We start from the raw sequence: 24549 nt of genomic DNA on the forward strand, positions 1-24549 counted from the left end.
GTTGAGTAAACCGCCGAATATTGATGACGAGACATATAGAACATTATCCGACCTGGCCTACCAGGATCAGAAAACGGGTGATAAATTAACTGAGCTTCCTGGATGGGAGGTGCTGGAAGGGACGGAAAGCAACAGATTGTCCGGCTTTGATGCCGTCACATTCTACAACCCGGAGACCAAGCAAGCAGTCATTTCATACCGCGGTACGGAGGGGAGTGCCTCTCTCGACAGATCTGTTCCCGATTTTGTTATGGATGGACGCATTGGTGGCGGGGAATTAATCCGCAAAGGCCAGCAAGAGACCAGCCAATTTGTCGATAGTCTTACACCGGAATGGCTCGACAAGGGTGTTGAGAACGTCAAGGATTTCACCGGGGTATCCAAAGTGGAAGATTGGGCCGGGGACAGAGTACGAGATGTGGAGAACTGGGCTGGTGACCGGGTAAAAGATATTGAGAAAACCGTGTCCCCAACAGGTTGGGCTAACCAGATGTATCAGGCCGAGAATTACGCGAATCATATGCAGGATAAGCATAGGGATCTGAATTTCTCGATGACAGGACACTCCCTTGGTGGGGGGAATGCACAGTATGCATCCGCGTACACAGGCATACCAGCAGTGACATTTAGTGCCCCATCCGTTATGGGTAACTTGACCCCGGAGGTACGCCGTCAGGCGGAAGCGGGTAAATTCGATGGCCAGATTACGAACTATGCGCATCCTGGCGATCTGGTAGCGAGCGGTACGCTTGGGGGATACGATCGGCATGTCGGAACAACCTACTATATCAATTCTGATTACGCGACAGCGAACGATGGTGTCAGCATCATAGACAAAGCGAAAAACTCGTTTGGCGGCGAAAACTATCACAGCCTTGATCAATATAACTTCAAGAATGGCTATATTTCCAATGAGCTGTACGATCCGATTACCGGAGAGCGAATTGGTTATTCACCTCGTCTGATGGACTACTTGACTGGCTACAGCAAAAACATGGGGCCACGTCTATCGAAAACAGGTGTAGGCGGAGGAGCTGCAGGAGCTGCTTCCGGTCTGATTCAGGTAACGCCGGAAGAACTGAAGAGCGTCGCTTCCCGCTGGAAGCAAAATGCACAGCAGTGCAACGCTGAGCTCAATCAGGTGCGCAGCCGTATGGCTCAATATCTGCATACCAGCCGCAGTCGCAGACTAGAGCCCATTGTAACCCAGCTTGATGCGTCCATTAACGAATTAAGTACATGGCATATGAAGCATACGAGTCAATTCCTCGACTTCATTGATCAGAAGGCAGATGCCTTCCGCCAGGCGGATGAGAGTCCGGTTCATTTTAATTAAACACCGGAGCTGCCAGGAGATCGATAATGATATGTACATAAGGGGAGGGGATAGGCATGAGTGGACAATTGCTGGTGGAACTGAATGACCTTCGAATTGCGGAGAAGGAGCTTACACGGCTGCTGGCCCGCCTGCAGGCAGATGAGCAGGAAGCCAGAGCCCTGTATGCACGGCTGAATGACTGGAAGGGTCAGTCGGCTGACTACACCAGGCAGCAGATTGAAGGATTCTTCGCAGGGCTGTCCAGTCGAATCCATTCAATTGAACAGCAGAAGCGGAGCTTGCTGCAATATATTGAGATCATGATTCAGACGGATCAGGAGCGCTAATCGTAAACGCTGAAAGGAAGGATGGGAAATCTCATCTCACAAGAAAGAGCCTTGGCAGATGCCAAGGCTCTTTTGGTACGCTCAACTATATTTAAAGACTGCGTGTTATCTCTTTTTGCGGCGTGTTGCGAGTGCAATGCCCAGGAAGGACATAATCAGTGCCAGAATGGATACGATCAGTGTTGCCTGCTGCAGCTTCAATGTACCCGGATCTGAATCCGTATTATTCGGCTCACCTGTAACCGTGTCGTTCAATGCATCACCAAGCGTGGTATCATCGTCAGCCTTGGTATCGTCTGCGGCATTGTTATCTCCAGCGGCTGCTTCGTCATCGCTTGCATTGCCAGCTGTACCTGCGCTGTCATGGCCACCCGCTGCGGCTTGATTGCCTGCAGCTGCAGGATCTTCGCTAATAGCCGTAATGCTGTGAGGTGTGCTGTCACTAGGTTGTCCTGTCCATTCTACGATACTGCCATCGCTATAGTATTGGAACGCGTCCCATGCTACTTCTGTTGCTGTATCCGGATTCTGTGCGACAAAGTTAAATTGCTGGAATTGTCCGGCGAGGATTCCCTCGTTATCTCCATCCACTTCCCAGGTAATCGATGTTACTTCGTTCGAGCTGTTTTTCTCCGTGGTGATTTTCCATCCAGCCAGTGGCTGATATTGCTTGAATGCTACACCTTCGGGAACCTTCATCGTGATCTTGGTTGTTGGCAGCTCCTTCTCGGAAGGGATTTTGATCGTGTACGTCTGCCATGCTCCGGTCTGTGCAGCCGCTGGGCTGACAGTGACGTGAGCACTCGCGAAGCCGGCGAACAGCATCAGCGCTGCAGCACCTGCCGCTATAGTGGATGTAAGTTTGGAAGTCCAGGATGTTCTTTTCAAAATAAATTACCCCTCTCTTTTTCTAGAAAAATTATGGATTCGCTGTGTTGATCTCGAACTCGGTATCCAGTGAATCGAGGGATCGAGTCAACAGGTGAACCTTGATGCTCCAGCGTCCAGGCATGGAGATGTATTCTTCTGCTTGATACACGCCTGTATCGTTTTTTGGGATGGTGATTTCATAAATTCCCATATCCATATCCAGGTGGGTCAGCGTTAAGGTGATCTGCTCCAGATCATTTACTACGCTGCCGTCAGGTGCTTTTACACCAACCTCGAACTGATTCTCACCGGTAACATTGGGGCTGACCTGGAGCGTGATCGCTGAGCCATCCTCTGTCGTTTGTACTTCCTTGAATGGACCAGCTGCTTCAGGCTGTCCGGGGGACAGATGGGTGAGTACAGCAGCCAGAGCCAGCACAACGGCACCTGTAGCGAGCTCTGCTTTAAGACTGCCTGCCAGTCGGTTATCCTTGCCCTGTCTGGCCGTTCGGGCATGACGCCATGCGAATGCGATCATCACCAGGAGCAGAACGATCTTCGCGAGCAGCACGTAACCATAAGTGGTGGTGAACAGGGACGTTAGTACAGGTTCGGGTAAAATGACCAAACTGCTATAGATCCCTGTAGCAACCAGAGCGGCTACAGCACCAATGCCCCAAGCTGCAAAACGGCGGATAGCTCCCCAATACACCTCTCCTCGTACCTTCGGAGGAAGCTTGTCAGCCAGTGGAGGCAGACAAACGGCCATGGCCGTCAGAGCACCAATCCAGAATGCTGCTGCAATCAGGTGCACATAATCCATGGTTATGGCAAGTCCACGCTGCTCGGCTGCTGCAGGATGACCTGTCATAGCATGCGTGAGCAACCATCCCAGCACAAGTACCAGGGAACCGTAAGATGACCAGATGCGGATCTTCAATGAGCGATCCCGGTCATATCCAGACAGGATTGTGACTGCAAGCAGCATCAGAATGAGCATCTGTGCCATCCAAATGAGGCCAAACGATGTCAGCTTCAAGGCACTGCCCATCAGTGCCCAGCTAAATTCATTAATAGCTACCCCTGACTCGTAAATGGTGTTCAGCGGCAAACTGATGATTGCGGCAACAGAAGCTGCGGCATAGCTGATCCATAACAGCTTATAGCTGCCAGGCACCTCCATGGGCTCTCTTGCCATGGATGACGGAGCGATCCGGAAGAGCAGGAAGGCGAGCGTGCCCAAGATGACAGACAAGGCAAGATATTGAATCCAATCGGTCAGGGACAGTATCCATTTGATTGGACCGCCTGTTTGACCAGTACCGGAGGTCAGATCCGCCAGACCCGCAGGGGCACCTGACGGTTCCCCGATATGGAATACATAGGCTCCCTGAATGGGATGCCCATCGGCCGACACGGCTTTCCAGCTGACGGCATATGTACCGTTTCCAAGTCCGCTGCGCAGCCCCGTTTCAAGCACGTGAGGACGCTCGGCGTCTATCTGCACGTTGCCGTCATCCGCTTGTGTGCCGTCAGGTGCGGTAATTTTAATATCATAGAAGGCCGTTTGCAGCGATTCATTGAATTCCAGTGTCAAGCGCTCTGGAGCGGTGGCTACCAGCTCGTCCTCCCCTGGCGAGGCCTGAACAATATAAGCATGGGCTGAAGCCCATTGCGGCATAACCAGACAACACATGAGCAGCAGGGAAACCATTACGGCCCAGTGCCGTTTCTCCCATCTCATCGTAAAACGTCCTAAACTCAAAAAAACATCACCCTCAGGTTATAGAATTGTAGTTATTCTTCGGATGCCGATAACAATCTATACCATTATAACTTTGTCCAAAATAACGGCGTATGACTACATCGGGCTATAAAAAAACGATTATATTCCAAGAATTGTGACAAAAGCATGAATGCTTGCTACTTGCGCAGTTTCCGTCCGGCCAGGCCGCTTTCAAGTGCATAGCGGGTCAGCTGAACACGGTTTTCGAGCTGCAGCTTCTGCAAAATATTTTTGAGATGATTCTTCACCGTTTGATCGGAAATGCCGAGCTGGTCTGCTATTTCGCGGTTCGTATAACCGGCGGATACCCACTGCAGAATCTCAAGCTCCCGTGTGGTAAGCGGGTTATCCGGCACATCTTCACTTCGGGGCGCAGGGAACTCCTGCAAAATCCGGTACGCCAGCTCCTTGCTGAGCGGTGCATCATCCGAGACGATCGCGCGCAGGTATTCCAGCCAGGTGGAGGGAGCCAGGTTTTTGAGCAAATAACCCTGGGCACCCTGTTTCAGTGCTTCGAACAGATATGTTACATCGTCGGAGACCGTCACCATAACGATGATCACGTAAGGGTAGCGGAGCTTGATCAGCCGGGTGGCTTCGAGCCCATCCATATCCGGCATCTGCACGTCCATCAGAATAAGATCGGGCATCCACTGTTCGGTCAGCTCCAGTGCTTCCTGTCCATTTGATGCCGTACCAATGACTTCAAATAGGCTGTCTTCCGATAAAATACTGCATATCGCTTCGCGTGCATGGGCGTGGTCATCCACAATCAGTACACGTACATGTTCCATATTAAGTATCCCCCTTACCTATCGTCATTCGTGTTAGACCCTGTCTGGATTCCAGGGAAAAGGACCAGCCCATCTGAATGGCACGTTCCTTCGTAATCCGCAGTCCATATCGGTCCTTAAGATGCAGTGGATCGCCACTAACGCCTATGCCGTTATCCTGAATGCGAACAGACCAGGAGAGAGAGTTGCCCTCCGCCTCCACTTGAACATGGGAGGCCTGCGCGTGTTTGCGTACGTTAATCAGAGCTTCCCGAATGCAGGCGAGGAGCTCAACTTGTTCTTTCGGCGTAAAGAAATGACTGTCCAGTTCCCAATGAACCTGGGCTCCAGGTATCGTTTCCTGCGTTAGGGATTCGACCTGTCCCTGAAGTGAAACTCCTGTAGGCATGGCGGTATGGCCGGGCACATATCGCAGCTGGGCGATGGCTTGCCGGACATAGGCGTTTACTTCGTGTACGGTCTTGCGGATTTCCTGAATTTCATGTTCGTGCCCGGTGCCGGCCATACCACGCTCGGCTTTGTCAGTTTTGACAGACAGGAGAAAGAGGGATTGCGCAATCCCGTCATGAAGTTCGCGGGCCAGCTGGTCCCTGGCCTCAAGGGCTGCCTTGGAGGCACGTTCCTGTTCCAGCGCCGCTCTTGCGCCTTCCAGCATCTTGAACAGACGGCTCAGCAGCGTTACGCTGACAAGGTATACGATAACGGGAGTGAGCCAATTCCCCACATCCATGGAGAGATAGGGCATTAAAAATTGATGACGTATGTATTCCCAGAGGCCAACGGTTATTGTGGGTATCAGCAGGATCATCCACTTGATTTGTTTGTAGGACATGCATCCAGAACTCCTTTAATATCGACTCTTCGTACGAATCTATGCCCCATTATAACCCAACCTGTCCCTGGCACCTAGTCTGTTGATCTCGGAGGATGTATAGGTGGATACGGGAGTATATAGAAGGATATCTAAGAACGACATGTCGTGACAGAATGTCACGGAGTGTGAGGCTGGATGTATACGGGAGAGGGGAGCTGTGCCTGTTTTCCCTGAGGCGGAAGGTTCTTTATACTTATATAGAACGTGAATTCATGACAAACCATGTTAAGGAGTGAACGCAACAACATGAATCAAGAGGTATTGGAACGTCGTAGTGAGTTGCTCAAGAAGAATATTCATCAGATGCTTCTTCAAGACAATCAGCACGGAATCAGTCGCCAGGATAACATGTTTTTGCAGCAGATGATCAAAGAGCTGCATCAAACTTCACATGAACTGAACACCACCCGCTAATTGGAATTGGTTCGTTAAGAACTGTCCTGAATTCCAAGATTGACTCATTGATGAAAATGAAAATGGCGCTATCCCCAATGGACCGGGGGTAGCGCTTTGGCATTATATAGGGATTTTGTGGACAGCCGTACGTTAGGATAACAGCTGCTGTGCTGTCTTTTTCTGAATGTAGCGGATGAAAAGCTCCGCCAGTTCAGGATCGAATTGGGAGCCCGCACATGCCCGCAGTTCGTTGATCGCTTCATCCACCGTTTTGGTTTTTTGATACGGTCGTTCGGTGGTCATCGCGTCGAATGAATCAATGACAGTCAGCATTCGGCACAAGCGGGGAATTTCACGGTCTCTTAAACCGTAGGGATATCCTTTGCCGTCAAACCGCTCATGATGCAATTCAATATACGGGATCAGATCGTTGAAACGTTCGTTGGTCATCACCATTTTTTTGCCCCAGGTGACATGTCCTTTAATCGTTTCCCATTCCTCTGCGGTAAGCTTTTCCTTTTTGTTCAGAATGGACCACGGAATCTCCAGCTTACCGATATCATGAATCAAAGCACCCAGTACAAACTGCCGTTTCTCCGCATTGTCGAGTTCCAGCAGCTCACTGAGATCCAGGGCGTATTTATATACTCTTTTGGAGTGTTTGAATGTGTCGATATCCTTGTACCTGAACAGGTTCAGTTGTTGCTCGATATCCCGCACATCCTGCACCAAATCAATTTCATGTTCCATGCCGTCATTGCTGCCATGACGATGGACATTGTTTTTGCCTTGTTTTTTGGCATAATAGAGCGCCTTGTCAGCTTGGTCGACAAGCTGTGATTTATTGTACATATCGACCTGGTATCGTGCGACCCCGGCGGAGAAGGAGAGACAGCCGTGCGGAAACACCTCGACCCCTTCAAACGGAGTATCGTTCAGCTGCTTGCGCAGTTTGTTCATAAAGGTATAAGCTTCGTCAAGCTCCATGCCTGGCATGAGCAGCGTGAATTCTTCCCCGCCGTAACGAAAAGCAGTGACTTGGGTACCCTCCGTCTTGCGGTTTAGAAAATCTCCTAGCAGAGCAAGCAGACTGTCCCCCTGCAGGTGACCGAAGCGGTCATTATACTTTTTGAAGTCATCAATATCGATTAGCCCCAAGGAGAGCGGTGTTCCTGCAGCACGGGCAGATGCGAGCTCGTTTTCCAGCATGTTTTCGAAGTGGCTGTGGTTAAAGAGACCTGTTCGTTGATCGGTATTTGCCTTTTCTTCAATGCTCTGGTACATCAGGAACAGCTGTTTGAACGCGTGAGATAACAGAATGCTGAGACTCAAGTAGAGCAGCAAGCCCAGAATGCCGTTATGAATGACCAGTATAGTCAGCACCAGCGCAAGAATCAGTGTACATAGATAGACGAGCAGCGACTCGGTCACGAACGCACGTTTCATCTGCTGCAGAGCATCCTTGGTGGAGAAATGAAAGAATAAGCCCAGCGTGAGCGTATTAATGATGAAGTATGCGGCAAGTGCTGCAAAATAAGGAAACAGGTTATACCCGTCCAGCGCTCCCGGAACACCGCCAGTCCATGTAAATATGGAAGCCGCTCCTGCAATCATAAGGCTGTAAATGCTGAAATTAACAATATGTTTCCACCAGGCAAGCTGGCGATCCTTGATTAACAAAATGAGGGAAACAGGCAGGAGCACAGACAGACTGAATGCACCGCCGAACATGAAGATACAGGCAAGATACACGGAAGAGTCCATGGACTGCTGATTACCCTTGGGTGGGATCTGAAAGGTGAAGTAATCCAGAATCAGCGCGGCACCCAGCATGGTATAGACCATAACCCATTCCCCAGTGGAGAGGTGCAGATAAGACAACTTGTTCATATACAGAAAAATACCGATGCCTGCACAGCTGAGCAAAACAACATACATGCTGCTTCGGTCTGCTTTATGGATAAGACTACGAATAAAGTTCATACAAATTCTCCTGCTTGGTTTAGTCGGCTCTTGATGTATAGATATCGGTTCGTACTATTTAGATGTATAACATAACAAGTTACCTGGTAAAAATCCAGAAAGAAAAAACAGGCCGCTGGCAGCCTGTTTGTCTTGGTTGGCAAGTATGTACTAGCCGCCCAGCTTGTATCCCGAAGTCAACGCGACAACGACAGAAGCTACGATGATTGCATTGATAACGATGCGGGAATATTTAATGCCTTCGAATTTTTTCATGGAAAAGACCTCCCTTCCTTGGAGTCTGTCCTAATCTCATCAGGCCGGATGGGTGTCGCTGGCGTTGCAGCCTTGCCGGAACGATTCACCATCATGTACTGGATAAACAGGAATATACCAATGTTCATGACCACATCGCCGATGCTGATCACCTGGGTCCGCGGATAAGGACTGGAGAGCGGGATGATATCACCCAGGAAGGATAGGTGGGTAGATGCATCCATCATATAATGTTTCGATACCGCTCCACCTTCACGAAGCATATCCACATAGTAAGGTCCGAGTACAGCGGAAGCCTCCACCGAGACAGGCATGCGTCCACCATTCACCACCATAACGATGAAATTAAGGAACACGCCAATCCAGATCAGCGTAAATCCCCGGTGATGCCGGTTCAGCCACAGAAATGCAAGACCTGTAACGTACACCGCCGCAAACAGATACCCGTTGATAGATGCAACCCAATCCAGTCTTCCCTGCAAGAAAAAGATAAGGAATTGGGCAAGCAGCAACAGTGGGAATATCCACCCGCCGCGAAGTTGAAGTGTTGCAAACTGGTGGAGACCATACCGGTACCCTCCCCGGAACAGTCCCACGATCAAACCGAGCAGAATGCCGTCATATACCATGATTAACTCCTGTCATTCAGATATGTGTCATTGCGGTTTCTTTTTGTGTACATATGTTATTCGACCTTTTACTGGTAAATCCTTCAAAGAGAAAATGATTTTGAAGAAGAATTTTGCAAAATAATAAATGAAAAGCCGTCTTTGCGGAACCATGGAGAGAATCCATCGCGCGGTTCGCGAAAAACGGCTGTTTGTGTGACAAATTACGAGATTAATTCTAAGGCTAAGTCTGTAAGATAACGCTTATTGTTTACTCCGATTCCCCGTTCAGATAATTGAAGAAAGGCTGATCTACCCAGAAGTTGTAGCTGGTAATGTCCGCATCTGGAGCAAGCTTCCGGAAGCCTTCCTGAATACCTTTGGCATTCTCCTTCAATGAGAAGGATTGAGCGTAATAGTTGCCGAGTGCAATTTTGTTGTTGCTAATGACCGGGTAGTCCTGAACAGCTGTCGGTGAATAATACAGTGGCTGCCACCAGGATGCATAAATGAGGGCAGAGGCATCATCGCTGTTCTTTTTGGCATATTTCAGAATAATGTCATTGAAGCGGGCCTTGTCCGCCGTGTTGTTGAATTCGAATTGAATGTCATATTCCTTGGCATACGCAATATAATTACCATTTTCAATTTGGGTCACCTTGTAATCCGGCGTTTCCTTGGGCTCACCCCATTCCTTCAAATAGATGAAGGCAGAGGTTTTCGGCTGGAATTGCACATCGGCATCGATGCCCTCGCTGCGAAGCAGGCCAATCAGCTGCACGGCGTGTTTGATATCGTCATGTCCATAAGTCAACGTCAGTTCATCGATAAAATTGGAATCGAAGCGGCTATCCTTCAGGTTGTATCCTGTAACGAGGTCGTTCCGGAGTGCCTGATCCACAATCTCTCTTAATTCAGGTGCTTCAATCAGATCCGCCGTGCGATACGCGGCATACAGTTTGGAGTAGATGTCGGCATCGCCAGAGCGTCCGATCTCGTGCTTGTATTTTCCCTGACTGGTCAATACCCGGCCAAGCAAGATGTTGGCAAAATCAGTACTCGCCGCTCCGCCCTTACGCAGAGCAGGGTAGAGGCTTTCCGGAACCAGACCGGTATCGATGGCAGCGGCGAGCTCCTGAGCCGCCTGACCCTGAACGCGATTGGGGCTGATGCCAAGCTTGATGAGCGCTTGCTTTGTTTTCTCTTCTGGATATGTATACGCAAGTTCCTTGAATCCAGCTGCCTTAACAGCAATGAATACCGCGGCAAAAGTGCTAAGGTTGTCGTCGGCACGAACTTCTGTACCAGACAGGATACCATTATTATGTAGGGTGATAGCTGCATCATAAGATGAATCTCCCGAGCTCAGATCGGTAAAAGCGGGAGCCTGGGTCTGACTATCGCTGGCTTCTTCCGTAGAGTCCGCTGCTGAATTTGCTCCAATAATAGCTGCTATGGCCTGGATGAAGTCACCCTTGGTGAGCTGCTGTGGCAGCTGGATGCCATACTTGGCCTGCAGGAACTGAGCATAATCGGCTGCGCTCTCCGTATACAAGGCTGGAATCTTGGGTGTGGTTGCTTTTGCGGTTTGCGTGGCGGATGGCACAACGGGAGAAGCGGATGAAGCGGAAACCGAAGCAGGCAAGCTGAGGCTGCCGATCGTGACTGGCGCGGCGAGCAGGACCGCCAGAGTGAACTGGGTGATTTTTTTCATATGAATAGCCTCCTTAAGATAGGGTTGGAAAATGAAACAGTTTGCGCTATAATTCTGACAAAACCGATGTGAATTTAATAATTGGATTGACTTTAGCACGGCGAAGCCACCCATGTCAACGGAAAAAAGCCATTATGGAGCGCTTCCCAAAGTATCTTCGTAGGTGATGAAATAATTATATTTAATTTGAATGTTTATGCACAAAGATTTATTGACAAGGATCGACAGTATCCGCTAGGATTATTAAAAAAAGAATGTGGAAAAGGGGAATCTTCAAAATGAAAAGAGGCTTATCGTTCGTCTTATCGATCATCATGTTGGCAGTTTTGCTTGCGGCTTGTGGAACTTCGGCTTCCAAAGACGAACAATCGGCCCAAGGTGGCGACAGTGAGAAATCACTGCGCATGGCACTCGTACTTCCTGAAAAAATCGGGGTAAACCCGTTCTTTGTACAAATGGATGAAGGTTTCAAAAAAGCAGGCGAAGAGTTTAAAGTGGATACCAAAACAATCGAATCTACAGACCCGGCAGCATTCGAGCAAAATCTGCGTGCTGCGGTTGCGGAGAACTATGATCTGATTATTACAGCGACATTCCAGGCAGAAGATGCACTGAAAAAGGTGGCTGCCGAGAATCCGGACAAGTCGTTTGCCATTGTGGATACAACGGTTGATCTGCCTAACGTACGCAGCGTTGGTTTCCGTGAATACGAAGGAGCGTATCTGCTTGGTGCGGCTGCCGGACTGTCCACCAAAACGGATAAAGTCGGCATGATCGCAGCAGTGGACGTTCCATTGATCAAGAAATATACCGAAGGTTTCAAAGCGGGACTGGAATCCGTTAACCCGGATGCAGAATTCCTCGTGAATTACGTTGGTGGCTTCAATGACCCGGCCAAGGCCAAAGAACTGGCACTGGTACAATTCGGCAAAGGCGCTGACTTCATTGCTGGTGCATCTGCAGTTGGTGACCTTGGCGTATTCGAAGCAGCGAAGGAAAAAGGCTTCTATACATCCGGTCAGGATACCGATCGCACGGTTGAAGATCCGGAGCACATCGTATTGTCCCAATTGAAATCGACGGATACGGTTGCTTATGAGACGGTGAAGGATTTCGTAGAAGGAAACTTCAAAGCAGGTGCTGTAAACTATGGCCTGAAAGAGGACGGTGTTGGTCTGACTTTCGTTACACGTGATAGCGAATCCGCACTGAGTGATTTTGTTGGACAGGAAGTTATCGACAAGGTAAAAGCAATTAATGAAGATATCGTATCCGGCAAAATCGTTGTGAAAGATCCATTGCAGCAATAGTTTTGATTGTTTGATGGAATGGTATTGATCAGCCGGCTGCCCGATCAGGCAGCCGGTTTTGCTGCTATTAAATGCCCGAGACCGAAAGGAGCGAACGCGAGATATGCTGTTGGAGATGGATCAGATTACGAAGAAATACGGCGGCTTCACCGCCAATCGGGATATCCGTTTTAATTTGCGTGAGGGAGAGATCCACGCCCTCGTTGGTGAGAATGGAGCGGGCAAAACAACCCTGATGCGCATGCTGTACGGAATGGAGCAGCCCACGTCAGGTACGATCAAAGTCCGGGGGCGCGAGGTAAGCTTCGCCACTCCGTCTCAAGCCATGGCAAGCGGTATTGGCATGGTGCATCAGCATTTTATGCTGTTTCCTTCCTTTACGGTGGCCGAGAACATTGTCATTGGCCGCGAACCGACTGCAGCGGGCGTATTTGACCGTAAGCAGGCAGCCGCTCAAGTGAACGACCTGGGCCAAAAATACGGCATGCCCGTTGACCCATGGAAAAAAGTATCCGAATGTCCTCTCGGCATGCAGCAGCGTGTAGAGATTCTCAAGGTGCTGCATCAGGGTGCGGATATTATTATCCTGGACGAGCCTTCAGCGGTACTGACACCACTGGAAGTCAAGGAATTGCTGGCAAATATGAAATCTCTTGCGGCGCTGGGCAAGACCTTCGTATTGATTACGCACAAACTGCAGGAAGTCATGGACGTGGCTGACCGGATTACGGTTCTTCGCGATGGTCAGGTGACGGGCACATTGGATGCGAAGGACACCAATGTGGAGGAATTATCCCGGTTAATGGTGGGGCGTGAATTGGTACGTCTCGACAAGCTGCCGTCCGTGCCTGCAGAAGCCGTACTCCAGGTGGAGGGCGTAACCTTGTCCGGAGCGAAGGATCGCTCGGCGCTGAAGGATATCCATATGGAAGTTCGAAAAGGAGAAGTCGTTGGCATCGCAGGCATCTCGGGTAACGGTCAGTCCGAACTGATCCAGGTTATTGCCGGACTGCGTAGTGCAGACAGCGGCCGTGTCCTGCTCTCGGGGCAGGACACAACGAATTGGCCTGTTCGCCGCATTCGGGAGCATGGACTTGCTCACATTCCCGAGGATCGGTATATGTGGGGAGCAGCCAAGGATGCCAGTGTGCGTGAGAATGGACTAATGGGACATCATCATCGGCTTCAGACCAGAGGCGTTATTAAGGCCAAAGCTGCACGGGCTATGGTGGAGGGCTGGATCAAACAGTTCAGCATCAAGACCGGTTCGGCAGAGACGAAGGCACAGTTCCTGTCAGGAGGTAATCTGCAGAAGCTGATTGCTGCACGTGAATTTGCGCAGGATGCTCCGTTCCTGATTGCAGCGGAACCGACACGTGGCGTGGATATCGGAGCCATGGAGACGATTCATGCCGAGCTGCTTCGCAAACGCAATGAAGGTGCTGGCGTGCTGCTCGTTTCTTCCGAGCTGTCCGAGATTTTGCAATTATCCGATCGAATTATTGTGATGTATGAAGGCGAGATTGCCGGGGAACTGAAGGCAGATGAAGCCACGGAAGAACAGATTAGCTTATTGATGGCAGGAGGGAAAGAGCGGATATGAATCGGGTAAAAGAAACACTTCGCGGACTCGTACAGCCGCTGCTTGCCATAGTAATCGGTTTGCTTGCAGGAGCTGTGGCAATTCTGGTTGTTGGCGGGAATGTCTTCGAAACATATGCAGAGATGTGGAAGGGAGCCTTCGGGAACTTCTACTTCTTCACGAACACACTGGCTCGTTCGACACCCATTATCCTTGCTGGACTGGGTGTAGCACTCGCGTTCCGTGCGGGATTCTTCAACATGGGAGCCGAAGGACAGATGATTCTCGGGGGGCTCAGTGCTGCGCTCACGGCGCTCTATCTGCCAGGTCCGGGCTGGTTTGTCTGTATTGCCGCCATTGTGGCAGGAATCCTGGCCGGAGGAATCTGGTCTGTATTTGCCGGCTGGCTGGATGCCCGGTTTGGCATGAACCTGTTGATTACAACGCTGCTTCTCAACTATATTGCCATCTATTTTGGCGGGTACATGGTATCTTATCCGTTCAAGGATCGTACCGGATCCGCAGCGATGGCGCAGACGCCGATGATTGATCAGGGAGTTTGGCTGCCGAAGCTGTTCCAGGGCATGGGACTGCATGCCGGTTTCATCATTGCGATCGTGGCTGCAATCCTGATCTACTGGTTTACGCACAAAACGGTAACCGGTTATGAAATTCGCATGCTCGGAAGCAATCCGTCGTTCGCGACATATGGCGGGGTACGCCGGATTCGAATGATGATGCTGTCCATGGTGATCAGCGGTGGATTGGCAGGTCTGGCGGGGGCAGGCGAAGTGCTGGGAACACAGTATCGTTTCCTGGATGGTTCGCTGTCATCTGCGAGCTACGCATGGAGCGGTATCATGGCGACACTACTCGCCCGCTCGCACCCACTTGGTACGGCTGTAGCGGCCATTTTGCTTGCTGCCCTGCAGACAGGTGCAATGGGTATGGAACGAAATACGGATGTGCCGCTTGAAGTCGGCAGTGTAATCCAGGCCGTGCTTACGTTATTTGTATCAGCCCAGATCGGATATTCATTCCTGAAGCGGAGAAAGGAGAAAAAATCCAATGCAGCAACTGTTTGATGCAGCCATGTTCGGCTCGACCTTGCGGATTATGACTCCGATCCTGCTTGCAGCGCTCGGCGGGGCATTGTGCTCCCGTGTTGGCCTTTTCAACGTCGGTCTCGAAGGACTCGTGCTGATCGGTGCTTTCTCCGCGATTGTAGGTAACTATTTGTTTGGCAACGTACTTCTGGCCGTTATCTTCTCTATTATTATCGTGATGTTGTTCTCGGCACTGTTTGCCTTTATTAGTATTAATCTCAAGGCGAATGCCATCGTGGTCGGGATATCCCTGAATTTCCTGGCAACAGGTCTGACGACCTTTGCACTACGGGCGATTTTTGATGTAAAAGGTGCATACTACGACAAGGATATGGTGGGACTTCCCAAATGGGATATTCCACTGATTAAGGACATTCCGTGGGTAGGCAGCGTATTTTCCGGGCACAGCCCACTCGTGTACCTCGGAATCATACTCGTTATTGCATTACAATTTTATTTGTTCAAAAGTGTATCAGGTTTCCGTCTGCGTTCCGTCGGCGAGAATCCCATTGCAGCGCAAAGCATCGGGATTAAGGTGCGCGGCATTCAGTATGGCGCGGTTCTGATGTGCGGTATCCTGTGTGCCCTGGCTGGCGCTCAGTTGTCGCTCGGTCAGGTGACGATGTTTACGGAGGGCATGACCGCAGGTCGCGGCTTCATCGCCTTGGTAGCAACCATGCTGGGTCAAGCGAATCCGCTGGGCGTAATGGGTTCCAGTGTACTGTTCGGCTTTATGGAAGCACTCAGCATTCGTCTGCAGGGCTTCTCCCTGCCAACGCACTTCACTCTGATGCTTCCATATATTGTGACGCTGGTGGCCATGTTCTTTTTCAAAGACCGTACGTATGCACAAGATGCACTGAAAGCGGGCGGAAGCTCGCGCTAATGTAAAAAGAAGGAGGGTTATCATTGCATAACAAGGCTGAACGTCTGAAGAAAACCAAAACTCCTGCGCCCAAAGCGGGTGCTGAGCATGGAGATCGGCTGCCGCCGGGACAGATGCTAACCGAGAAATTCCCGATTTTGCATGAAGGAGAAGTGCCTGAATACGACCTGTCCACATGGGATCTGAAAGTGTTTGGGGAAGTAGAGGAAGAGAAAGTGTTCTCATTTGCCGAGCTTCAGGCCATGCCGCAGGTCAATACGGTGAGCGATATTCACTGTGTGACTCGCTGGTCCAAGTTCGATACCCCATGGGAAGGCATTCGCTTCTCGGATTTCATTAAGCTTTTGGGCGTTAAACCTGAAGCCAAATATGTCATGATTCATGCTGATCACGATTATGAGACTAATGTTCCGCTCGAGGAATTGATGCACGACGACGTCTTGCTTGCTTTCAAATATAACGGCGAGCCGCTTACACCGAAGCACGGCTATCCGCTGCGCCTGGTGGTGCCGCAGCTGTACTTCTGGAAAAGTGCGAAGTGGATACGCGGTCTGGAGTTCATGACCGAAGATCGCAACGGATTCTGGGAGAGCAACGGGTTTCATCACTTTGCCGATCCGTTCAAGGAACAGCGCTTCTCGGGCGAAGATCTGCCGATCCCCGAAGATGAATGGACGAAGAAGGAGTTTGATTAACGATGTTAATGCCCATTTTGCAGATTCATTCGGAAGATATGCCTGCTTATGCCATTGTCTGTGGTGATCCCGCTCGTGCGGAGAAGATCTCCCGGAAGCTGGAGCAGGCGAGAGAACTGGCGTTCAGCCGGGAATATCGTACATTCGTTGGGCTATATGAAGGGGTGCAGATGGCTGTTGTCAGCCATGGTGTAGGTTCTCCGGGAGCGGCCGTCTGCTTCGAGGAACTGATTCGGGCAGGTGTGACAACCCTGATTCGAGTCGGAACAGCCGGCTCCTATACGGCAGATTATCCTGCGGGCAGTGTCATTGTCAGCACGGCAGCGGTCCGTTCGGACGGATTGACCCGTCAGCTGGTGCCGGATGGTTTCCCTGCAGTAGCGGACATTGGAGTCACCCAGGCACTCATTGAAGCTGCACAAGAAAAGGGTAACCATGCAGATCCGGCAATGAATGCAGGTAAAGTCGGTGTAGGCATTACCGTTACACTGGACGCATTCTTCACAGGGGTGGAGGAGATCCCTCACCGCAAGTATACACAGGCCGGCGCACTAGCGGCCGAGATGGAAATTGCCGCACTGTACATCGTCAGCACACTGCGAGGTGCGCGTGCCGGTGCGATTGTTGCCATCGACGGCTTCGCGGACAGCGATCTGGCTGCCGAATATGATCCGCATACAGATGCGGTAGCACATGCGGTTGAGCGCGAGATTAACGCTTCTCTGCGTGCACTCGCTGCGCTCGCTCGGCAGGATCAGGCGTAAGCACCGTTTAAGGAAATGCCAAGGATAAAGCTTACAACCAATTCAGTAAAAAAAGGACGTCCACTTGGTCATGTAATGTGACTTCGTGGATGTCCTTTTTTTTGGTTTAGCTGCGCTGTCCAAACAATTGCTGTGCCGTCTCGATGAACAAACGGGAAGCTGGAGAGGCTTCCATCAGAGAAGGGACGGCGATCTCGATGTGGCGATAAGCCTTCGGTTCGGTAGGGAGTGCCTTTACACCAGGAGGAAGCCAGGATAGAGAAATGGCAGGCAGCATGGCCGTTCCAAGCCCCTGTTCAATCATGTTCAGGCATGTGTTGACGTTATGGACGACAAATCCAAAATTCAGCTCCGTTTCCGCCCGTTTGAACAGATCCACTATGGGCACTTCATATCCACCGTTGCAAACAATCATGGGATGTTGATTCAACATCTTCACAGGCAGGATCTCCTGATCGGCAAACGGCTCATCGTCCCGGAACACTGCCAGCATTTCTTCGTTATAGAGCGGCAGTGTTTCATAAGCCTTCTCTACCGGCTCCTGTTCCGTCACAATAATGAGAGCGACATCAATCGCGCGTGAGTTAAGCCATTCCTGAATTTCATGAATGTTTCCCTCATGTAGTTCAAATTCGATGTTAGGGTAGCGATCACGAATGGATCGGATAATCTTGGGCAGCAGATGAGCCGATGACATCGGAAAAGAACCGATGCGAATCGTACCGATTTCCAGTCCCTTTTCTGCTGAAACGACCTGCTGCACCTTATCATATTGCTGTAAAATCCGGCGAAAAATGACGAGTATTCGTTGTCCTACATCGGTCAGCACAATGCCGTTCCGGCGGTCCCGTATAATCAGGGTGACGTCCAGTTCATTCTCCAGCGATGAGATAGCCCGGCTAACCGCGGGCTGTGTCATATTCAGTTCCTGCCCGGCGCGAGTGAAACTTCCGGTCTCGGCAATTTTTACGAATAATTGTAATTGTGAATTGTTCATAACAAATATGCTATGCTCCTTATGATTAACATGCATTTCAATTATTACGCTCGTTATTGTATCATGGAGAAACAGAACGATCAACGGGAGGGCATGGGCCCGTTCGACGCTGAATATAGATGGGCTGAGACAATGGCATGAATGTGGTGCCTGAATGTGGATCGGTTCTGAAGCTGTACCAGATAGGAGAGGTTCATTTATGGCTTTATCACGTGCAAAAGCAGGCTGGGTTCTGGCTTTTCTAGTGCTCATGTGGGGAGTAAATTGGCCCCTGACCAAATATGCTTTAAACTATGCACCGCCGCTTTTATTTGCAGGCATGCGTCTGCTGATTGGCGGACTGGTGCTCGGTATCTATGCTTTTCCAAGGTACAAAACGCTGCGGCTTCGGGAAACCTGGCATATCTATGCGATCTCGGCGGTGCTGAATATCATTTTCTTCTATGGCTTTCAGACTGTAGGTCTGACGGAAGTACCCGCAGGGTTATTTTCCTCCATTGTATTCCTGCAGCCTGTGCTGCTCGGTATTGGGGCTTGGCTGTGGCTGGGCGAGTCGATGTATGGGCTGAAAATTGCCGGACTGGTCCTCGGTTTTGCAGGAGTGGCAACGATCAGTATTGGTGGCATGACAGGCAAAGTATCACCTGAAGGGGTTATGCTCGGACTGTTTAGTGCCATCAGTTGGGCAATCGGAACCGTATATATGAAGAAAACATCGACGAAGGTGGATGGAATCTGGATGACGGCCATACCAATTCTGATTGGCGGGGTTGTCCTGACATTGACGGGTACAGCGACAGAGAACTGGGCTGAAGTGCAATGGGTACCTCCGTTTATAGTCGATATGCTGTTCATTTCGGTCTTCGTCATTGCGCTGGGATGGCTCGCATTCTTCAAACTGGTCAGCTCAGGAGAAGCGAGTAAGGTAGGATCATTTACATTTCTGATTCCGCTGATTGCACTGTTCTGCAGTGTATTGTTCCTTGGGGAGTCCGTGACAGTTAATCTGATTGCCGGCTTGGTCATGATTATCGCTAGCATTCTGCTCGTAAATATGAAGATGAAGGGCAGCAAAGTGGCAAAAATATAAAACCATGTGGCGAACCTCTTCGCACCCGGCTATCTTAGCCGGACGAGAGGCTCGTCATTTTTTGTTTTGCAACAGAGTTAATTGCAATCTATGAAGAGGGAGCGAACGTAGAGTAGCGAATAGTTTCTATTAGATACTGATATTCAATGGGTACCTAAGTCAGTGGTGAACTTCAATATTGGGAGGAGATTAGCATATGAGTTCAGGTTGGAGTGAATTTCGTGTCATCCCTTATGAGTACAATGAACAGGTACGGCAGATTGATGAACAGCTGATTAGACTGGTCGCTGAGCGGAAGCATATAACAGGAGCGGTCCAATACCATCCACCTCAGGAGATCATCAATGAATGGGCAGCATCTCTGGATATGAAGGAGGAAGATATCCGTTATGTCCTGCGTAGTGTACAACCTATGCCCCAGAGGCATTTTTTCCCGCCTGAAGAGCTTCAGTTGAGGGGTGTTGTTCCGATTATGAAGAGAACGATCCAGGATTCCTGCGAATATCTCATCACCCATTCGATGCAATATGAGACGGAGAGTATCGTTCATGTCGAGATACATTATAAAGGGAATGAAACTGACCGTGTACATGTGGTGCCCCATTTGGCTCTGGAAGTGCTTGGTGAACAGAACCATATGTCGACGAGACATAGCAGTCGTGGAGGAGGTGGCGAAACACATCTGAGTTATCGGGTCGTGCCCGCGCTGCCTTCCTCTCTCGAACAGGTTCAATTTTCACTGGTTCCTTCTATTCCAGAACTGGAACATAAGATGGAAGAGGTTATTTTGGATAAACAGGTGGATTTCGTATAGCCACATCGCGAATGGGAATGAAATAATTGGGTAAGTTATATAAAGGAACATCATTATGATGATGAAATATAAAGGAGGACTCTAAGATGACACAGAATAATCAACCTCAAGACGAGGCGGAAATTCGCAACAAGCTGGACGAAGACGGGGATTCCTTGATGGAGAAAAAGAAAATCATGAACGGTGTAGACATCGAACCGGAAGCGGACGATTGGGCAGCCAAGCCATCACCGGTTGCTTTTAATGAAGGTAAATCATCCAAAGAATAAGACGAAACGCATGAGTCGTTTCTGACGAAGCAGATACCGCCCGAGGTATCTGCTTTTATTATATTTTGTTGTATAATAATGTAAATTTAAGTAAGGGAAGGTGTGATTCAAGTGGATCCAATCCAGATTAGAAAGGCAGTGGCCCCCGACTATCCCGGTGTTTCCCTGCTGATGGATGAGCTGCATCAAATGCATGTTGAGGCTCGGCCTGATGTGTATCGAGCACTGCAACCCAGAATGGAGAAGCAGGAGTTCATATCGTTGCTGGAAACGGATAAGCGTTATCTATATGTTGCTGAATCGGTAGGCACGGGGAATATTCTGGGGTATGGTAGTGCGCAGCTGACATTGATTCAGGGGGTTGAACTGTTGTTGGATCGCAAGATGCTGTATATTAATGAATTGGTCGTCGGCAGTGATGGGCGGGGTCAAGGAACAGGTAAGAAATTGATGCATGCTCTAATTGAACTGGGCAGGGAGCTTCAGGCGGATAGCGTAGAATTAACAGTATCCACATTTAACACGGGTGCGCAGGCCTTTTATGAACAAATGGGTCTGTCTGTCCGCAGCAGCAGGATGGAATACATACTGTAACGATGATTTGCACAAGGTATAACGTAAAGGTTTCAAAGAGCTCTTATGGGTAGAAAAACAATTTTATTTTTAATGCTTGAATACCCCCATGGGGTATGTTACACTGTGAAAAGAACGAAGAAAAGAGGTGTTCATGATGGATCATCAGAGCCATCCCAAGGAACCCTTGGAACCATCTGTAACGCCGTCCGATGATCATGCAACCAATCAACATGCAGCGGCATGCCATGCCGAAGGCGGTGACGGGAAACATGTGCGCAAGAGCCATCACTCGCAGGAGATGAAGAGCAACCTGATCTCCCGTTTGAACCGGGTAGAAGGCCAGATTCGCGGGATCAAGGGATTGATCGAGAAGGACACGTATTGTGATGATGTGCTTACCCAGATTGCAGCTGCGCAGTCTGCACTAAATTCAGTAGGCAAGCTGCTGCTTGAAGGTCACATGAAGAGCTGTATTGTCGAACGGATTCAGGCAGGGGAACACGAAGTAGTGGATGAACTGCTCGTAACAGTAAGGAAATTGATGAAGTAATTCGATTTTCAAGGAATAAAGCAATCATTTATATATCCCAAGGAGGAATGGATCATGTCTAACGTTACGTTGAATGTTACTGGAATGTCGTGCAATCACTGTGTCAAATCGGTTGAAGAAGCGGTGAAGAACGTGGGTGCCAAAGGACAGGTTGACCTGGCAGCCGGAACCGTTGCCGTGGAATATGCTGAGCAGCAGGTGAATGTAGAGCAAATCAAGGCTGCTATTGAAGATCAAGGGTACGATGTAGTCTAACCCATGTTGGCTTAAACGGATTTCTCATTGTCTATGGTCTGAACCAAGAAGTCGATAGACATCAGATGCGAGAGATCAACGTTTAAGCCTGATTTTTGGTCTTTTTTATACCCTGTAGGGGTATGTGGGTGAATAGTTCATATGAAAGGAGAATCCATCATGGATAAATCATCATCAACGGAACATATGCCTGCAGCCGGAACACAGCCGGATGGAGCGCAGACAACGCTGCTAATTACGGGCATGACCTGTGCCGCCTGTTCCACAAGGATCGAGAAGGGATTATCCCGTATGGAAGGTGTTCAGCAGGCGAGTGTCAATCTCGCCATAGAACAAGCAAGCGTTACGTATGACCCAAAGACTATAAGTGTCAACGCATTGCGGGATAAGGTGGAGGCGCTCGGCTACGGTACAGTGACGGAATCGATTGATCTGGACATCACCGGAATGACGTGTGCGGCTTGCTCTGCGCGGATTGAGAAGGGGCTTTCCCGTCTGCCAGGTGTATCGCGAGCGAATGTAAACCTGGCACTGGAGACGGGACACGTTGAATTTGCAGCAGGAGCACTAAAAGCTTCCGATATTACAGCCAAAATCAAACAGCTGGGATATGGTGCCGAATTGCAGCAGACGCAGGAAGAAACCTCATCCGTTCGCGAACGTGAGCTGCAGCGCAAAAAATGGAAATGGATGATCTCCGCCTTATTATCCATACCGCTGCTGTGGGCCATGGTAGGCCACTTCTCATTTACATCATGGATTTGGGTGCCGGATCTGTTCATGAATCCATGGTTCCAGCTGGTACTGGCTGCACCGGTGCAATTCGTTATTGGGTGGCAATTTTATGTCGGGGCGTACAAAGCACTGCGTAATGGCAGTGCCAATATGGACGTTCTGGTCGCTCTGGGTACAAGCGCGGCATTCTTCTACAGTCTGTATCTGACACTCACGAGTGGAATGATACCTTCAACGACAACGATGGATCATGGCGAGATGGGCACGATTGCGGGTGCCACGATGCCCTCGGTTGAACTGTATTACGAGACTAGTGCGATTTTGATTACGTTGATTTTGCTTGGAAAATGGTTTGAAGCCGTAGCGAAAGGGCGCTCGTCCCAGGCCATCAAAAGCCTGATCGAACTCGCCCCTCGTGAAGCCCGGGTCATCCGGGATGGCCAGGAAGTGCTTGTGCCTGCAGCGTATGTAGCAGTAGGTGACATCGTGTTGGTGAGACCGGGGGACAGCATCCCAGTGGATGGTGTCGTGGAAGAAGGGCAATCCTCGGTCGATGAATCCATGCTCAGCGGCGAAAGTTTGCCTGTCGATAAAAAGCCGGGGGACGCTGTTACGGGTGCTACACTGAATAAAAACGGTGCACTGAAGCTGCGCGCGACACGAGTCGGCTCGGACACCGCATTATCTCAGATCATTAAAGTGGTTGAACAGGCACAGGGTTCCAAAGCACCCATTCAGCGGATTGCGGATGTCATCTCAGGCATCTTTGTCCCGATTGTAGTTGGCATTGCTGCGCTGACATTCTTGATCTGGTATCTGTTTGCCAGTCCCGGTGACTTCGCAGGGTCTCTGGAAAAAGCGATTGCCGTACTGGTCATTGCCTGTCCATGCGCCTTGGGTTTGGCAACACCAACCTCTGTCATGGCTGGATCAGGACGGGCGGCTGAATATGGCATCCTGTTCAAAGGCGGAGAACATCTGGAATCGGCACAGCAGATTCAGACAGTGGTATTGGATAAAACAGGAACAGTTACCCAAGGTAAACCGGTGTTGACAGATGTGATCACAGCGCAAGATTGGACAGAAGCAGAACTGTTGAAATGGGTTGGAGCAGCAGAACAAAGCTCTGAACATCCGCTGGCGGAAGCTATCGTAGCAGGAATCCGGGACAAAGGGATCGTATTGTCCCAATCAGAGCAGTTTGAGAACATACCAGGATATGGCGTTCGAGCCAGAGTACAAGGACAGGAAATTCTGGTTGGAACACGGCGGCTGCTTGCGGATGCTCATGTGGAGGTATCGGAGGCAACCGCTCGCCAGATGAATGAACTGGAGGAGCTCGGCCGCACAGCGATGCTGATAGCAGTCGATGGCCGCTGGGCAGGTATTGTTGCTGTGGCAGATACAATCAAGGATACATCACGCGAAGCCATTCAGCGTCTGCAGGCGATGAACATCGATGTCATCATGATTACGGGAGACAATGAGCGTACGGCACGTGCCGTGGCGGAGCAAGCAGGTATCCATCATGTCCTGGCAGAAGTCTTGCCTGAGGGTAAAGCAGCCGCAGTGAAGAAGCTGCAGGATAGCGGGCTGAAAGTGGCGATGGTTGGTGACGGCATTAATGACGCGCCTGCCCTGGCTACAGCAGATATCGGCATGGCCATTGGGACTGGAACAGACGTAGCAATGGAAGCGGCAGATATCACGCTGATGCGCGGTGATCTGAACAGTATAGCGGATGCGATCGAGATGAGCCGGCGCACCATGGGCAATATTAAGCAAAACCTGTTCTGGGCACTTGGCTATAACGTCATTGGTATTCCAATCGCCGCAGTAGGTTTCCTGGCACCTTGGCTGGCTGGTGCGGCCATGGCATTCAGTTCCGTATCGGTGGTATTGAATTCGCTGCGTCTGCAACGGTTGAAGCTGGAACGCAATCCAAAGTAGTATGCAGGCGATAGGTGTACTATTA

Annotated in this window: 24 protein-coding genes; 16 read left to right on the forward strand and 8 right to left on the reverse strand. The window is 50.1% G+C overall.

Annotation, left to right across the window (positions count from 1 at the left end; translation table 11 throughout):
• Position 1 precedes the first annotated feature (1 nt).
• Both CHI14_RS22960 and CHI14_RS22965 read left to right on the forward strand, forming a co-directional pair.
• Positions 2 to 1336: a Tle-like phospholipase domain-containing protein gene (locus CHI14_RS22960; protein WP_095291628.1), complete on the forward strand. Its 1335-nt coding sequence runs from the start codon at positions 2 to 4 to the stop codon at positions 1334 to 1336.
• A gap of 56 nt (positions 1337 to 1392) precedes the next feature.
• Complete coding sequence (locus CHI14_RS22965) at positions 1393 to 1665, forward strand: hypothetical protein (protein ID WP_095291629.1); 273 nt, start codon at positions 1393 to 1395, stop codon at positions 1663 to 1665.
• A gap of 105 nt (positions 1666 to 1770) precedes the next feature.
• Here the strand turns inward: CHI14_RS22965 and CHI14_RS22970 are convergent, their stop codons facing one another.
• From CHI14_RS22970 to CHI14_RS22985, 4 genes are all read right to left on the reverse strand, one after another.
• Complete coding sequence (locus tag CHI14_RS22970; RefSeq protein WP_249281213.1) at positions 1771 to 2553, reverse strand: YcnI family copper-binding membrane protein; 783 nt, start codon at positions 2551 to 2553, stop codon at positions 1771 to 1773.
• Positions 2554 to 2584: 31 nt separating this feature from the next.
• The gene (locus CHI14_RS22975; RefSeq protein ID WP_095291632.1) at positions 2585 to 4279 is read right to left on the reverse strand and encodes a copper resistance CopC/CopD family protein; all 1695 of its coding nucleotides are present in this window, start codon (positions 4277 to 4279) and stop codon (positions 2585 to 2587) included.
• Between the two features lie 179 nt (positions 4280 to 4458).
• Positions 4459 to 5115 (reverse strand): response regulator, encoded by a 657-nt coding sequence (locus CHI14_RS22980; protein WP_095291633.1) that lies wholly within the window; start codon positions 5113 to 5115, stop codon positions 4459 to 4461.
• A 1-nt stretch (position 5116) separates the two neighbouring features.
• Positions 5117 to 5947 carry a sensor histidine kinase gene (locus tag CHI14_RS22985; protein ID WP_095291634.1) on the reverse strand — a complete coding sequence of 277 codons (831 nt, stop codon included), beginning with the start codon at positions 5945 to 5947 and terminating at the stop codon, positions 5117 to 5119.
• Positions 5948 to 6235: 288 nt separating this feature from the next.
• On the opposite strand from CHI14_RS22985, the gene CHI14_RS30205 reads away from it, so the two are divergent.
• The gene (locus CHI14_RS30205) at positions 6236 to 6403 is read left to right on the forward strand and encodes a hypothetical protein (RefSeq protein ID WP_167301679.1); all 168 of its coding nucleotides are present in this window, start codon (positions 6236 to 6238) and stop codon (positions 6401 to 6403) included.
• Between the two features lie 132 nt (positions 6404 to 6535).
• On the opposite strand, the gene CHI14_RS22990 is transcribed toward CHI14_RS30205, so the two are convergent.
• From CHI14_RS22990 to CHI14_RS23000, 3 genes are all read right to left on the reverse strand, one after another.
• Entirely contained in the window at positions 6536 to 8368 is a 1833-nt protein-coding gene (locus CHI14_RS22990) for a bifunctional diguanylate cyclase/phosphohydrolase (protein WP_095291635.1), read from the reverse strand.
• A 251-nt stretch (positions 8369 to 8619) separates the two neighbouring features.
• Positions 8620 to 9252 (reverse strand): DUF5317 domain-containing protein, encoded by a 633-nt coding sequence (locus CHI14_RS22995; protein ID WP_170948243.1) that lies wholly within the window; start codon positions 9250 to 9252, stop codon positions 8620 to 8622.
• Positions 9253 to 9502: 250 nt separating this feature from the next.
• Complete coding sequence (locus CHI14_RS23000; protein WP_095291637.1) at positions 9503 to 10945, reverse strand: hypothetical protein; 1443 nt, start codon at positions 10943 to 10945, stop codon at positions 9503 to 9505.
• 278 nt (positions 10946 to 11223) lie between these two features.
• On the opposite strand from CHI14_RS23000, the gene CHI14_RS23005 reads away from it, so the two are divergent.
• The 6 genes from CHI14_RS23005 (at position 11224) to CHI14_RS23030 (ending at position 17288) form a co-directional block, all read left to right on the forward strand.
• On the forward strand, positions 11224 to 12255 hold the full coding sequence (locus CHI14_RS23005; protein ID WP_095291638.1) for a BMP family lipoprotein: 1032 nt from the start codon (positions 11224 to 11226) through the stop codon (positions 12253 to 12255).
• Positions 12256 to 12358: 103 nt separating this feature from the next.
• Positions 12359 to 13858, forward strand: a complete 1500-nt coding sequence (locus CHI14_RS23010; RefSeq protein ID WP_095291639.1) for an ABC transporter ATP-binding protein — start codon at positions 12359 to 12361, stop codon at positions 13856 to 13858.
• Entirely contained in the window at positions 13855 to 14922 is a 1068-nt protein-coding gene (locus CHI14_RS23015) for an ABC transporter permease (RefSeq protein WP_095291640.1), read from the forward strand. The genes CHI14_RS23010 and CHI14_RS23015 overlap by 4 nt, the downstream gene beginning before the upstream one ends.
• On the forward strand, positions 14906 to 15829 hold the full coding sequence (locus tag CHI14_RS23020; protein WP_095291641.1) for an ABC transporter permease: 924 nt from the start codon (positions 14906 to 14908) through the stop codon (positions 15827 to 15829). The genes CHI14_RS23015 and CHI14_RS23020 overlap by 17 nt, the downstream gene beginning before the upstream one ends.
• 23 nt (positions 15830 to 15852) lie before the next feature.
• Positions 15853 to 16524, forward strand: a complete 672-nt coding sequence (locus CHI14_RS23025; protein WP_095291643.1) for a sulfite oxidase-like oxidoreductase — start codon at positions 15853 to 15855, stop codon at positions 16522 to 16524.
• A 2-nt stretch (positions 16525 to 16526) separates the two neighbouring features.
• Positions 16527 to 17288: a nucleoside phosphorylase gene (locus CHI14_RS23030; protein ID WP_095291645.1), complete on the forward strand. Its 762-nt coding sequence runs from the start codon at positions 16527 to 16529 to the stop codon at positions 17286 to 17288.
• A 106-nt stretch (positions 17289 to 17394) separates the two neighbouring features.
• Here the strand turns inward: CHI14_RS23030 and CHI14_RS23035 are convergent, their stop codons facing one another.
• Positions 17395 to 18285, reverse strand: a complete 891-nt coding sequence (locus CHI14_RS23035; RefSeq protein ID WP_095291646.1) for a LysR family transcriptional regulator — start codon at positions 18283 to 18285, stop codon at positions 17395 to 17397.
• A 199-nt stretch (positions 18286 to 18484) separates the two neighbouring features.
• Between CHI14_RS23035 and CHI14_RS23040 the strand changes: the two genes are divergently transcribed.
• From CHI14_RS23040 to CHI14_RS23070, 7 genes are all read left to right on the forward strand, one after another.
• The gene (locus CHI14_RS23040; protein ID WP_095291647.1) at positions 18485 to 19375 is read left to right on the forward strand and encodes a DMT family transporter; all 891 of its coding nucleotides are present in this window, start codon (positions 18485 to 18487) and stop codon (positions 19373 to 19375) included.
• Positions 19376 to 19571: 196 nt separating this feature from the next.
• Complete coding sequence (locus tag CHI14_RS23045) at positions 19572 to 20189, forward strand: hypothetical protein (RefSeq protein ID WP_095291649.1); 618 nt, start codon at positions 19572 to 19574, stop codon at positions 20187 to 20189.
• Positions 20190 to 20275: 86 nt separating this feature from the next.
• Entirely contained in the window at positions 20276 to 20458 is a 183-nt protein-coding gene (locus CHI14_RS23050) for a hypothetical protein (RefSeq protein ID WP_095291650.1), read from the forward strand.
• A 111-nt stretch (positions 20459 to 20569) separates the two neighbouring features.
• Complete coding sequence (locus tag CHI14_RS23055) at positions 20570 to 21052, forward strand: GNAT family N-acetyltransferase (protein WP_095291651.1); 483 nt, start codon at positions 20570 to 20572, stop codon at positions 21050 to 21052.
• A 136-nt stretch (positions 21053 to 21188) separates the two neighbouring features.
• A complete protein-coding gene (locus tag CHI14_RS30720) occupies positions 21189 to 21584 on the forward strand; it encodes a metal-sensitive transcriptional regulator (RefSeq protein ID WP_095291653.1) in 396 nt (131 codons plus the stop codon).
• 54 nt (positions 21585 to 21638) lie between these two features.
• Positions 21639 to 21839 carry a copper ion binding protein gene (locus CHI14_RS23065; protein ID WP_095291654.1) on the forward strand — a complete coding sequence of 67 codons (201 nt, stop codon included), beginning with the start codon at positions 21639 to 21641 and terminating at the stop codon, positions 21837 to 21839.
• A 186-nt stretch (positions 21840 to 22025) separates the two neighbouring features.
• Positions 22026 to 24524 carry a heavy metal translocating P-type ATPase gene (locus tag CHI14_RS23070; RefSeq protein ID WP_095291682.1) on the forward strand — a complete coding sequence of 833 codons (2499 nt, stop codon included), beginning with the start codon at positions 22026 to 22028 and terminating at the stop codon, positions 24522 to 24524.
• Positions 24525 to 24549: the final 25 nt, after the last annotated feature.

The sequence above is a fragment of the Paenibacillus sp. 7516 genome (assembly GCF_002272715.1).
Classification (GTDB): domain Bacteria; phylum Bacillota; class Bacilli; order Paenibacillales; family Paenibacillaceae; genus Paenibacillus; species Paenibacillus illinoisensis_A.